General features: G+C 45.9%; 10 protein-coding genes. 3 read left to right on the top strand and 7 right to left on the bottom strand.

All coding sequences use genetic code 11. The features are described 5' to 3' along the window. Positions 1 to 19 precede the first annotated feature (19 nt). Complete coding sequence (gene radA, locus M1D72_RS09690; RefSeq protein WP_456296736.1) at positions 20 to 1,402, bottom strand: DNA repair protein RadA; 1,383 nt, start codon at positions 1,400 to 1,402, stop codon at positions 20 to 22. A 185-nt stretch (positions 1,403 to 1,587) separates the two neighbouring features. Here radA and M1D72_RS09685 point away from each other — a divergent pair, with 185 nt between their 5' ends. After that, positions 1,588 to 3,930, top strand: coding sequence for a PilZ domain-containing protein (locus tag M1D72_RS09685; RefSeq protein ID WP_456296735.1), 2,343 nt, complete (start codon positions 1,588 to 1,590; stop codon positions 3,928 to 3,930). A gap of 50 nt (positions 3,931 to 3,980) precedes the next feature. Here M1D72_RS09685 and serB read toward each other — a convergent pair whose 3' ends face one another. Continuing rightward, complete coding sequence (serB, locus tag M1D72_RS09680) at positions 3,981 to 4,961, bottom strand: phosphoserine phosphatase (protein ID WP_456296734.1); 981 nt, start codon at positions 4,959 to 4,961, stop codon at positions 3,981 to 3,983. A gap of 103 nt (positions 4,962 to 5,064) precedes the next feature. Here serB and M1D72_RS09675 point away from each other — a divergent pair, with 103 nt between their 5' ends. Further along, positions 5,065 to 5,679 (top strand): YtjB family periplasmic protein, encoded by a 615-nt coding sequence (locus M1D72_RS09675; protein WP_456296733.1) that lies wholly within the window; start codon positions 5,065 to 5,067, stop codon positions 5,677 to 5,679. Between the two features lie 63 nt (positions 5,680 to 5,742). Here M1D72_RS09675 and deoD read toward each other — a convergent pair whose 3' ends face one another. The 5 genes from deoD to M1D72_RS09650 all read right to left on the bottom strand — a co-directional run bounded on the left by deoD (position 5,743) and on the right by M1D72_RS09650 (position 11,777). Then, a complete protein-coding gene (gene deoD / locus M1D72_RS09670; RefSeq protein WP_456296732.1) occupies positions 5,743 to 6,459 on the bottom strand; it encodes a purine-nucleoside phosphorylase in 717 nt (238 codons plus the stop codon). Positions 6,460 to 6,537: 78 nt separating this feature from the next. After that, on the bottom strand, positions 6,538 to 7,758 hold the full coding sequence (locus M1D72_RS09665; protein WP_456296731.1) for a phosphopentomutase: 1,221 nt from the start codon (positions 7,756 to 7,758) through the stop codon (positions 6,538 to 6,540). 49 nt (positions 7,759 to 7,807) lie between these two features. Beyond that, positions 7,808 to 9,136 carry a thymidine phosphorylase gene (gene deoA / locus M1D72_RS09660; RefSeq protein WP_456296730.1) on the bottom strand — a complete coding sequence of 443 codons (1,329 nt, stop codon included), beginning with the start codon at positions 9,134 to 9,136 and terminating at the stop codon, positions 7,808 to 7,810. Between the two features lie 85 nt (positions 9,137 to 9,221). Then, positions 9,222 to 9,998, bottom strand: a complete 777-nt coding sequence (deoC, locus tag M1D72_RS09655; RefSeq protein ID WP_456296729.1) for a deoxyribose-phosphate aldolase — start codon at positions 9,996 to 9,998, stop codon at positions 9,222 to 9,224. Positions 9,999 to 10,493: 495 nt separating this feature from the next. Beyond that, positions 10,494 to 11,777, bottom strand: coding sequence for a NupC/NupG family nucleoside CNT transporter (locus M1D72_RS09650; protein ID WP_390191505.1), 1,284 nt, complete (start codon positions 11,775 to 11,777; stop codon positions 10,494 to 10,496). A gap of 767 nt (positions 11,778 to 12,544) precedes the next feature. Between M1D72_RS09650 and M1D72_RS09645 the strand changes: the two genes are divergently transcribed. Then, positions 12,545 to 13,540, top strand: coding sequence for a BMP family lipoprotein (locus M1D72_RS09645; protein ID WP_390191508.1), 996 nt, complete (start codon positions 12,545 to 12,547; stop codon positions 13,538 to 13,540). The last annotated feature ends 99 nt before the right edge of the window (positions 13,541 to 13,639 follow it).

Raw genomic sequence — 13,639 nt, 5'->3', positions numbered from 1 at the left:
CACACTTTAATGATGATTATTACAACTCATCAAAAGCATCAATCGCTTCGGAAAGTTTTTTAACCCCGTGAATTTGCATTCCGGGAATGCCCCCTTTGGGCATATTCGCCATCGGCACGATGGCTTTTTTAAAGCCATGCTTAAATGCTTCGTTGAGACGCTCTTGTCCACTTGGTACCGGACGAATTTCACCGGCCAACCCCACTTCGCCAAATACGACGACGTCTTTAGGCAAAGGACGATCTCGAAAACTCGATAACAGCGCCATGACCAAAGCTAAATCTGCGCTGGTTTCGGTTACTTTAACACCACCAACGACATTCACAAACACATCTTGGTCGGCCATTTGTAAACCACCGTGTTTATGCAGCACCGCTAATAATAGAGACAAACGGTTTTGTTCAAGCCCAACCGCCACCCGACGAGGATTAGCCAGTTGGGAATAATCAACCAACGCCTGAATTTCCACCAGCAATGGGCGAGTCCCCTCCCACACAACCATGACGGAACTGCCCGACGTCTCCTCTTCGCCGCGAGACAAAAAAATTGCCGATGGGTTGCTGACTTCACGCAAACCTTGCCCCGTCATAGCGAACACACCTAACTCATTCACCGCACCAAAACGGTTCTTATGGCTGCGCAACGTACGAAAACGGCTGTCAGTTCCCCCATCAAGCAATACCGAACAGTCAATAATGTGCTCAAGAACTTTAGGCCCAGCCAAGGTTCCATCTTTGGTAACATGGCCAACGATAAATACCGAGACATTATTTTGCTTGGCGTAGCGTGTTAGCGCCGTTGCCGATTCACGGACTTGGGCGACACTACCAGGAGATGACTGAACATCTGACACATGCATCACTTGAATCGAGTCAATCACCATAATGCGTGGCTGCTCTTTTTCTGCGATTTGGCAAATGCGATCGACATTGGTTTCCGATAACATCTTTAGGTTATCTTTCGGTAGTCCTAATCGAGAAGCCCGAAGTGCCACTTGCTGTAAAGACTCTTCCCCGGTCACATACAACGCAGGCATTTGCGACGAAAGCAAACACATGGTTTGCAATAGTAAGGTTGACTTACCTGCGCCTGGGCTACCACCAATCAAAATCGCCGCTCCAGGAACAATACCACCACCCAGTACGCGATCTAGCTCTTTAAAACCACTAGAAAAGCGCGGCACTTCTTGGAGATCGATCTCTGACAGTGTTTGCACTTGCGCTTCAGTGGTTGCCCCACCCGCATAACCGCTTAGACGCTCATTGCGCGCGACGGTTGGCGAGGCAGCAATTCTGACTTCAGTTATCGTATTCCATGCGCCACAGGCATTACATTGTCCTTGCCAACGCGGGAAATCCGCTCCACAATCATTACAGACATAAGCTCGCTTTGCCTTTGCCATACTACCTCGATTAAATTCAACTCTGTGACAACGCTATCTTTTTGAAGTCATATTCAAGTTGATCATGCGTTCCAAATATCTAAAGATTATCGCATCGTAGCCGATAACAAGAGCGACCGATTGAATCGCCGTTATCTTGGATAACCAGCCTTAATTATTGAGAGTGAGATACTCTAACAGAAAATATGCAGCAATCCGATATTCTCTCTTTAGCAGAAAGACTCATCCCCGCATACCATTCAGGTGACTTTGAAAAGCTTCTGAATCAAATTACTGCGGACGAGCCACCTTCGGTCAAAATCCTTCTGAAAATGGAATTAAATCGTATTATGGCGCCTTGTCAGAAGGTCATCGATCTCCGTGGTCGCGTGCAAGGAGAATGTCGAGAATATGAACTCGATGGACTCACCCACTGGCTAGATGACGTCGCGTTTAACGCTTACCATAAAAACACCCGTAAGTTTGGCGGCTATACCGAAGGGGTATGGGAAGCCTTGTCCAACACTCGTAATAATTTTCGCGTGATGCAACAGCGCGGTAAACCTCTCGGCCGCGAGGTTACCGCCAAAGAAAATCAGTATGACGTTGAGCCGCTGACCTTAGGTTATGATCTCAAGCGTAAAGAGAATCGTCTCAAAGTCAGCTCGCAAGTTGAAATGACGCTTCGCGGTTCACAATTGGTGCATGGATTGACGTTAGACCTTTCGCCTTCCGGTGCCAAAATCAAAGTCCCTAGTGCCTTTGAGTACAAGCTTGGCGATACGCTCACCCTGTTGTTTAGTGAGCTGGCAAAAACTTCCGAAGTCATAGGGCTACAGTCGCCAATGACTTATCGAATTCTAGCGGTCGATGAAAGCTATGATAATGATGCGGTGAAATATTTACGTCTTCTGAAGCTCGATAACGACGATACCATAGACCAGCTGATTGACGAATCGCTGCGCAATGATACTCAGCGCACCAAACACGATAATCAAGATAAAGTCATTCGTGCACGTACTCGAAGCTTTGAACATGCCTATCTCAAACATACCTGTGCGTTACCGCTGTTTTTTAGTGGCAGTGAACTAAAGTTGGCGCTGATGACCGAAAATAATCAGCCTATTTGGCAATATTGGCACGATGAACGGAATCAACAATCGCTGACCAGCTTACTGAACCCTCAACGTCTGTCTCTGCTTACCAGCCCTGGCGTTCGCGCAACCAATAATGTGCTTTACACCTTTACTCATGAGCACCAAGACAAAACACTGTTTTTTTCAATGATGATGCCGGAGGCAACCCGAGAGCAGCGCCAGTTGTTCTGGCACATCGGAGCCAAAAAACCAAGCTGGAAAGTTTTTCGCCTGCATATTTTTGAACTGAACAAAGAAGAGTGTCGCGAATTAATCGACCACGCTGAAGAACTCGCCGTAGGCACCAATACATTAACTCACTGCGGCATTTTGCAAGAGATTGCCGACGATACAGCGAGCCATGATTACTTGCTCAGTGAAAAACCAAAGTTGGCGAGCAGTGAACTGAACGCTTTTCGTCATCCACGAAACCAAGCCTACGAGCCAAGGTGCTTATATTTTGATGCCGTTTCGCGAAGAAAAGAGCCACGCTATCCACTGCAAACTCCCGTCGAATTAACGGCCAACCAGCAAACAATCGCGGGGAAAAGCTTTGATTTCTCCAAGCGAGGCTTAAATCTAAAGCTGGAAACCCCTTGCGCACTTAAAAGCGGCGACGAATGCCTAATCAACTTCCTAGAGCTACAGCTTTACGATAAAAACTTACCACTCAATACGGTACCTTACCGTGTTATACGCGTTAGCCCCAATGGGAAACAACTGCAAATGGTGATGCTCGAAGACAGTAAAACTATTAAAACCATTGCCTTCTTTAATACGTTGATTGAACACAATCAGGCGAAACTCAAACCAAAAACAGAAATTCTGCCTAGTGATGCATTGCTTGAAGGGCTACACGACATTTTGTTGGATAAAATGGTGAGTACCCCGATTTTTGTTGATAAACCGGGCGCCAATTTAAGACCGAAAGTGATGGGCGTGAATTACCCATTATTACCTCACTTGGCTCTTTTCGCCCAACTCGGTAATAGTGAGCAATTTTCTCTTGCACCAATATATAAAGGGCACACCAATACCCTCTTGGCTCAGCCGATGAAGCGGATTGACGGTGCCATTCCTCAATACCATGAGCTTTATATCTGCGCTTTTAAATTTGGCAAGCGGATTCAGTCAGTCGAAGCCAAACTGCGAGAAGAGTTTACGCACATTAAAGAGCGCATTGCCTTTATCAAAAATGCTCAATCTGTTGGCGAATGTTTTGTGCTACGCATTTGTGGTGCCCCGGTGTTTGACCCGATGACAACGCTACTGAGAAAAGATCTTGAGGAGTTAGCGACGATCAGCATGCCGCAAGCAAAAAAATTGGAGAAAGAGATCGCGTCAATCATCGGTTACAGCGAAATTACGGATATCACCGAAGAAGTATTAGTCCGTTTGCAACTCACTCGTTAACACCTCATCGACGCAATAAAAAAGCGCCATATACGGCGCTTTTTTATTATCTAAGGCTTACTTTGCCAACTCAATTTCTGGTGTTTGGCCAGCATTGCCGACAAGACACAAACAACGCCGCCCAACCCTGAGTAACGAATCGCAACTTGCGAAGCCGCCTCAACTTTCGGTTTGGCATGATACGCAATACCAAGGCCAGCGGCATTCATCATAATAAGGTCATTAGCCCCATCGCCAATCGCAACCGTATTATGGAGTTCTATATCGAGCTCTTCGGCTAATGCTTGCAGAATATCGGCTTTAATTTGTGCCGTGACAATCTCACCCTTCACTTGCCCTGTGAGCTTACCTTCAATAACTTCAAGTTGATTGGACTGGGCAAAATCTAGCCTCAGTATCTGTTTCAAATGATCAGAAAAATAGGTGAAGCCACCAGAGGCTATCGCGGTTTTCCAGCCAAACTGTTGAAGTGTCGCCACCATAACCTCAAGATCATTCATCAAGGGTAAAACGTCGCGAACGGTGGTTAAAATACTTTCATCGGCGCCAGCAAGCTTGCCAACTCGTTGTCTCAGGCTTTGCTCAAAATCCAGCTCACCCTGCATCGCACGTTCGGTTACTTCTGCAACTTCGTCTCCAACTCCCGCCAATTTAGCAATTTCATCAATACATTCAATTTGAATTGCCGTGGAATCCATATCCATAACAATCAGTCCTGGTTTAGACAGATCAGGGACTTCCGTTAGGCGTGCGTAATCGAGTTGAAGGCTCTGTAAAATCTTTTCGTGCTGAGGGGTCAACTCACCAGCCATCAGCGCGACTTCGTAGCCTCCGACTTTCCATGCATCGACAATGGGGTTCAAATACCCTAAGAAAAAGTCGATATCTTCAAAGTAACGTGGCGATAAATACTCTCCATACACAATCCAATTGGCTTGGCTACGTTGATGTTGAGTGGTGTCGAGAATCTCTGGCAGACGAGATAAAAGGGTGGTATGTCGGCGTATTGGTAACGTCTTTAACTTATCCATGTAGTTCTTCCTCACTGAATCCCCCTCACGTTACCCTATTGCAATTTACTTAGGCAAGTATCAATATGGACGTTGTTAAAATAAGCTTCTTTTAGGTTAAGGTATGAACGCCTCTTTATTCTCTTTTCGCATGGTTTTAAGGGTCATTGTCATCCTGTTGCTCGCTGTGATGGTGGTGGTCATTGGCATTAACAGTGTCAAAATCACAAAAGGTAATGAAGAGATTCAAGCCAACCAGCTTGAAACCTTGACCAAAGTCCTAATTTCTCAAGCCTCTCTCTCTGCGAGTGAAATGATCGCTCAGCAAGATCAAGAACGTTTATTAAAGCTGACCAATCAACTTGCTCAAGACAAACTGGTGTTTGATGCCGCGATTTACGATTCGGAAGGTATTCGCTTGGCCTCTAGTGACAGTGCCAAATCGGTACGGGAAATTCTTGGTCTCGATACGCCACTTGAAACCGCAAGAATCGGTAAGCAACAACTGGTAGAACCAGTAATGTACGATGGTAGTATTATTGGCTATGTGCGGATCACCTTTGAAACGGGGCTTCTGACCGCCTTCTCTGATCACTATTACCGTAAAAGTGATCGCTATATGTACACCATGGTGGCAATGAGTTTTATTGGTGGAGTGCTGTTGACCATCATCATTCGCCGTCGTCCAAAAAAACGTGGTCCGAACCTGCTGCTACAAAGTGTCGGAGAAACCGAGTAACACCGCGATTTCATCAGATACAAAAAACCTCAGCCAAGGCTGAGGTTTTTTTCTATTTATTGCTTACTTATCATCAAGCAGCACTGAATCCAGAGCAATTTCAATCATGTCGTTAAACGTGGTTTGACGCTCTTCAGATGTGGTTTGCTCACCGGTTTTGATGTGGTCAGATACAGTACAAATGGTTAGTGCTTTCGCGCCGTATTCAGCAGCCACACCGTAGATACCTGCCGCTTCCATTTCCACACCAACGATGCCGTATTTGTCCATCACATCGAACATTTCAGGATCTGGCGTATAGAACAGCTCAGCAGAGAACAAGTTACCGACTTTAACGTTGATGCCACGTGCCGTTGCCGCTTCTTCCGCTGCTTTTACCATTTTGTAATCCGCGATCGCAGCGAAGTCATGGCCTTTAAAACGAATACGGTTCACTTTAGAATCGGTACATGCCCCCATCCCAATCACAACATCACGGACTTTGATATCTTCACTTACCGCACCGCAGCTACCCACGCGAATGATCTTCTTCACGCCGTAATCTTTGATAAGTTCTGTTGCATAGATTGAGCACGATGGAATCCCCATACCGTGGCCCATCACCGAAACTTTGCGACCTTTATAGGTCCCAGTAAAGCCGAACATATTTCGAACATCACACACTTTTTCAACATCTTGAAGAAAGGTTTCAGCAATGTATTGAGCACGTAGTGGATCACCCGGCATTAAAACGACATCAGCAAAAGCGCCAGCTTCTGCATTAATATGAGGAGTAGCCATAATACTTTCCTTCTCGTGACTTAGGCTAAATAAAGAGTGGGCTTATCAAAATAATGAAGCCCAAGCGCTAGTATTCAATTATAGAAAATTCTTACCGAAATCCATTGGCGTGGTTGCAAAATAACTCGCAAGACTCTGTCCAATGTCGGCAAACGTTTCGCGTCGGCCCAATGAGCCAGCTTTCACTTGCGGCCCATAAATCAATACCGGAATATGCTCACGAGTATGATCAGTCCCCGCCCAAGTTGGATCGCAGCCATGATCGGCCGTGAGAATAAGCACATCGTCTTGCTCCATAATGTTCAGAAGCTCAGGCAGACGCTTATCGAAATATTCCAGTGCCGCGGCATAGCCTGCCACGTCACGGCGATGGCCATACGCAGAATCGAAATCAACAAAGTTAGTGAAAACAATCGTATTGTCGCCTGCAGCTTTCACCTGTTCAAGTGTGGCATCAAACAGGGCTTCAATTCCGTTGGCTTTGACTTTATCGGTAATTCCGCAGTGAGCATAAATATCAGCAATTTTACCAATAGAGACCACACGTCCTTGCTTTTCATCGACCAACTTTTGCAACACCGTCGCCGATGGCGGCTCAACAGAAAGATCTCGACGATTACCCGTGCGAACAAACTCACCCGCTCTCGGCCCAATGAATGGACGAGCGATCACGCGGCCAATGTTGTAATCTTCCAGCTCTTCACGCGCAATTTGGCAAAGCTCCAACAGTTTATCTAAGCCAAAGGTCTCTTCATGACACGCTATTTGGAACACCGAATCCGCTGATGTATAGAAGATAGGTAGACCCGTTCGCATATGCTCTTCGCCCAAATCATCCAATACCTGAGTTCCTGATGCGTGGCAGTTACCCAGAAAGCCCTCAAGTCCTGCTCGCTCAAGAATGCGATCAGTCAAGACTTTAGGAAAACTGTTTTGCTTATCACTAAAGTAGCCCCAATCGAACAATACAGGAACACCGGCAATCTCCCAGTGTCCCGATGGCGTATCTTTTCCTGAAGACAATTCAGCTGCATGAGCATAGGCGCCTATGATCTCGGCGCTTTCATCTAACCCTGGCGCGAGTCGACCTGTTGACTCTTTATGCGCCATTGCTAACCCTAATTTAGACAGATTTGGCAAACTCAATGCACCTTGACGTCGCTCGTTATCAGCCAAACCTTGAACACAGTGATCGGCGATATGTCCGAGTGTATCAGAGCCCACATCACCAAATTTAACTGCGTCTTGTGTTGCCCCAACCCCAAATGAGTCAAGGACTAAAATAAATGCTCTTTTCATTGCTTGCTCTCACGCTCACCAAAGGAATACATCAGCGAGCAAAGTATTATTACAAATCGTCTGCGCGAATTTGACGATAAACCTCTGGCGTTGGCTGATATTCTCCACCAACGGTAATCGCCTGTTGTAAGGCATTGGCGGCTTGCTGCCATTGCGCTTCATCACGAGCGTGAATCACCGCTAACGGCGTCTTATCATCCGCCTCTTGCCCAAGACGAATAAACTGATCGAAACCTACCGCATAATCAATTTTGTCTGAAGCTACTCGGCGACCACCGCCCATTCCAACAACCGCCATACCGATGCCGCGAGTGTCCATTGCCGAAACCACACCATGTTCTTTGGCGTATACAGGGCGAACCAGTGGCGCAACTTCAAGGTAGTCATCGTAGTTCTCAATAAAATCTACCGGCCCACCAAGCCCAGCAACCATTTGGCCAAAGCATTGTGCGGCTTTACCGTTATCTAATACGGTTTGCAATTGCTCACGAGCTTGCGCAGTGTTTGATGCTAGGTTACCCAGTACGAGCATTTCCGCGCATAGCGCCATGGTCACCTCGTACAAGCGTGGATTACGATATTCACCAGTTAGGAACTGTACCGCCTCACGGACTTCGAGAGCATTCCCTGCCGAAGAAGCCAAGACTTGGTTCATATCGGTTAAAATGGCGGTGGTTTTCGTCCCCGCCCCATTGGCGACAGCCACTATAGACTTGGCCAGCTCTTCCGATGCTTCAAATGTTGGCATAAAAGCACCAGAACCAACTTTAACATCCATCACAAGAGACTCGAGACCTGCGGCGAGTTTTTTAGATAAAATAGACGCCGTGATCAGTGAGATATTGTCGACGGTAGCGGTAATATCACGCGTTGCATAGACACGTTTATCAGCAGGAGCGAGGTCACCCGTTTGACCAATAATCGCAACGCCAGCCTCTTTCGTGACTTGTCCGAACGTTTCATTATTTGGCGTAATATTGTACCCAGGGATAGATTCGAGCTTATCAAGCGTGCCACCCGTGTGACCTAACCCACGGCCAGAAATCATTGGAACAAAACCACCACAAGCCGCCACCATAGGACCTAGCATCAACGAGGTAACATCTCCGACACCGCCTGTTGAATGTTTGTCGACAATGGGGCCACCAAAATTCATCTGGCTCCAATCGATAACCATACCGGAATCACGCATCGCACAAGTTAAGGCGATACGTTCGTCCATGGTCATTTCATTAAAAAAGATGGTCATCGCAAAAGCAGCGATTTGACCTTCGGAAATCGAGTCATCAGCCACGCCTTGAATAAAGAATTGGATTTCTTCATTACTCAGTGTTTCACCGTCGCGCTTTTTGCGAATGATCTCTTGAGCTAAAAACATGAAAGCCTCCCAAGCGCTAAACGCCTTGGTAGAATGTCAGAGATGGAATAGGAAAGAGCAGAACGCTCTTTCCTATCAGTTCGGATTAGTACGCGTTTGGATCCGCGACTTGGTCTGAAACCTCAAGCGTATTGAGTAGACTGGTCAACAAGCTTGATGCACCAAAACGGTAGTGACGAGCATCAACCCAGTTATCACCGAGAATGTCATCAGCCATAGCGAGGTATTGCGCTGCATCTTCTGCTGTGCGAACCCCTCCAGCAGGTTTGAAGCCGACGCTTTCAGCGACGTTCAAATCACGAATCACTTCAAGCATCATGCGTGCGTATTCAGGTGTTGCGTTCACTGGCACTTTACCCGTTGATGTTTTGATGAAGTCCGCTCCCGCTTCGATCGAGATTTGTGATGCCTTTTTGATCAGTGCTTCTTCTTTGAGTTCACCCGTTTCAATGATGACTTTCAGCAAAATATCACCACAAGCTTGTTTACACTGTTTGACTAGGTCAAAACCCACTTGTTCGTTACCAGCAATCAATGCGCGGTATGGGAAAACGACATCCACTTCATCAGCACCATACGCAACGGCCGCTTTCGTTTCTGCAACAGCAATCTCGATATCATCGTTGCCGTGTGGGAAGTTAGTCACGGTAGCGATACGAACATCAGGCGTTCCTTGTTCGCGTAGTGTCTTCTTAGCGATTGGAATAAAGCGTGGGTAAATACAGATCGCTGCCGTGTTACCAACGGCTGTCTTTGCATCATGGCAAAGTTGAATCACTTTCTGATCTGTATCGTCGTCATTTAACGTCGTTAGATCCATCAATTTTAGGGCGCGTAGCGCTGCTGCTTTTAAATCGCTCATTTCTTTCTCCGATCAATATTCATAAACATTTACTGCTTAACCATAACGATGGCTAAGCGGTCATTAATGAACGGACTTGGTTCCTTGAAGACTCAATGTAGGCGAAAGCACTACATCAATTGCTATCCTTGTCACCGCACAGTCCGGTTTGGTCTGTGGCACAACAATCACAATTGCGGTGTCTAAAAAGCATCAGTGTTTCCCTCCTCTATTGTCACGGCACTTCGCATCATGCTTTGGCCTAAACGAATAAAGAAGCAACGGTGTATCACTGCGTTTTTGCTTGTATAGAGTATAGGTATTTACCGCAAAACTATCATTGGCTACAAAGCGCAAACGGTTTGTATCTCAAAAAATACCCACGGAGTGAACATCTCACCACCATGCCCAGCCAGAAAACCACTTTTTCTCGGCTCTAAAACAAAAATGCCCCGCAGCAAATACATGCTACGGGGCAGATTGAGTAAACTGGCGTCTATATACAACGAGTCCTTATTACAGACCGGTAAGGCTTAGACAGAAGCCAGCAATTGTTGCCGCCATAAGGTTAGATAACGTACCTGCAAGTACCGCTTTAATCCCCATGCGTGCAATATCGTGACGGCGACTTGGCGCTAGGCTACCAAGACCACCAAGTAGAATCGCGATAGATGAAAGATTCGCGAAACCACATAAAGCAAACGAGATGATTGCCACTGTCTTCTCAGACATGACTTGACCTGTGCTTGCAATAATTTGTGCGTTATCACCAATGTATGGCGTAAAGTTTAGGTACGCGACAAATTCGTTCACAACGATCTTCTGACCGATGAAAGAACCTGCAGTCACGGCTTCCGCCCATGGCACACCAATCAAGAATGCAAGAGGAGAGAACGCGTAACCCAGAATCAGTTCAAGTGTTAGTTCTGGCATACCGAACCAACCGCCAACACCACCTAGGATACCGTTGACAAGAGCAATCAAACCAACAAACGCGATAAGCATTGCACCTACGTTAAGCGCAAGCTGTAAACCAGAAGCTGCGCCACCTGCTGCTGCATCGATGACATTAGTCGGTTTATCATCACCACCATCCAATGCTTCTTCGATGTCTTCATGAGGCTGTTCAGTTTCAGGGAAAAGAATTTTAGCAAATAGAAGACCACCTGGTGCTGCCATGAAAGAAGCCGCAACAAGATACTCAAGCGGCACACCCATTGATGCGTAACCAGCAAGTACACCACCAGCAACAGATGCTAGACCACCACACATTACCGCAAACAGCTCAGATTGAGTCATGCGAGGAACAAACGGACGAACCACAAGTGGTGCTTCAGTTTGGCCTACAAAAATGTTAGCTGCAGCAGACATTGATTCCGCACGTGAAGTCCCCAATGCTTTTTGCAGACCGCCACCAAGAATCTTGATAACCCACTGCATGATGCCGAGGTAGTAAAGTACAGAAATCAGTGATGAGAAGAAGATCAGTGTAGGAAGAACTTTGAACGCGAAGATAAAACCGCCGCCGCCGAAGACTTCAAACATCTTGTCAGAAACAAGACCACCGAATAGGAAAGAGGCACCATCGTTACCATAGTTGATAACGTTAGAGACACCACTAGAGAAGCCGTTTAATAAGTCACGACCCCAAGGAACGTAAAGCACGAATGCACCAAGAATAAATTGGATAGCAAATGCGCCACCTACAGTTCTGAAATTGATAGCTTTGCGGTTTGAGGATAGTGCATATGCGATAGCAAGTAGCACAACCATACCGACTAGGCTCATAAACAGGCTCATAGTTTATGATTTCCTTATAGTTGTTTGTTGGCGTGTAAAACACTGGTTTGTTGAAGCGGGGCGATTATACGTATTCAGTACACAAAAAGTAATGTCCACATCACGAAATAGTGCACGAGTTATCAATGATTCATTCTTAATTGAGAATTTAGTCACAAAGATGGATGGAACCATCTATCTTATTAACAAAATACCAACCACCAGGAAAACAAATAAAAACAAAACCAGGACCTCTAAGCAACCGTTTACGTATGGAAAGATAGCGCAGCGCAATCGGTTTTTAGCGACAAATTTGCGCGTTTTCACTGTTTATCAGCAAAAACCATGTCTTTAAACGTAGATCATTTACTGAGCAAGTGGTCACATTTCACTCAGCAAAGAATTACAAATTTCGTTCGGATTGACGCTCTCAACGGCTTAAGCCAAATAAAAAACAGATCGAGTTCACATTATCGGCGCGAGATAATCGCCATTAGACTAAAAACACAACGAAAAAAGTGTGTATCTTGCTCTATTTGCACCTTTTTTAACTGTTTAGATCACATTTATTTAATTAACAAATTTGACATGCGGCACAAATTAGAGCAAAAATTCAACAGAACTTTCATGCACGCCCTAACAAACGTCAGAAAATGTGATTTGATGTGAAGTGTACGAATTTTTTTTCTTTCGCAATCGATAAACTGATGCGTTATTTATTTCTGTATTGCCTACTCTTTTTGGGCGATACATGCTCTTGGACAACACATTATTAAAAGGATTTAAGTGTGAAAAAAACAATACTCAAGCTATCAGCACTCACCCTCGCCTTGGCTTCAACAGCCGTATTTGCTGAATCAAAACCAGCGGTTATCTACGACACTGCAGGCAAATTTGACAAGTCATTTAATGAAGCGGTTTATCAAAATGGTGTGAAGTCAATGCAAGCTGACGGCTACAAAGTCCGCGAATTTGAGCCCCAAAACGAAGCGCAACGCGAACAAGGATTGCGCCGTCTAGCCAGTCGTGGCTTTAGTCCAATCGTCGCGGTTGGTTTCAACATGGCATCTGCCGTTGAAAAAGTCGCCACTGAATACCCTGATATACACTTCACCATTCTCGACATGGTGGTTGATAAACCAAACGTTCAGTCGATTGTCTTCAAGGAACAAGAAGGCTCATTCCTTGTCGGTGCACTTGCGGCGAAAACCTCTAAAACAGGCACGATTGGGTTTATCGGTGGTATGGATATTCCACTTATTCGTAAGTTTGAGTGTGGTTATGAGCAAGGCGCGAACTATGCCAATGCTGATGTCACCGTGCTTGAGAACATGACTGGCTCAACGCCTGCTGCATTTGCTGACCCAGCCAAAGGCTCTGAGCTCGCGAAATCTCAATTCTCGAAAGGTGCTGATGTAATTTACGCGGCTGCAGGCGGTACCGGACTTGGTGTCTATCAAGCGGCGAAAGATGCGGGTAAATACGCAATCGGCGTTGACTCAAACCAAAACCACCTACAACCAGGCACCATGCTAACTTCAATGGTTAAATTAGTGGGTAAAGCCGCAAAAGAATCTTGGATGGCCGATATCAACGGCGACTGGAAACCAGGAATCAAGGCGCTGGGTCTGAAAGAGAATGCTATCGACTGGGCCTTAGATGACAACAACAAAGCACTGATTTCTGAAGAGATGAAAGCCTACATGGACTCTCTTAAAGCAGACATCATCGCCGGTAAGATCAAAGTACACGACTATATGTCAGACAACTCTTGTAACTACTAAACCCGATATATCGTGCACAATCACGTCATACTTAGGTATGGCGTGATTTGACTGATCTCGCGGTGGGGTATTGATGATCTTGCTAATTGCCTAACCACA

Source organism: Vibrio sp. AK197 (assembly GCF_053903115.1).
This window is presented reverse-complemented; position numbering and strand designations above follow the sequence as displayed.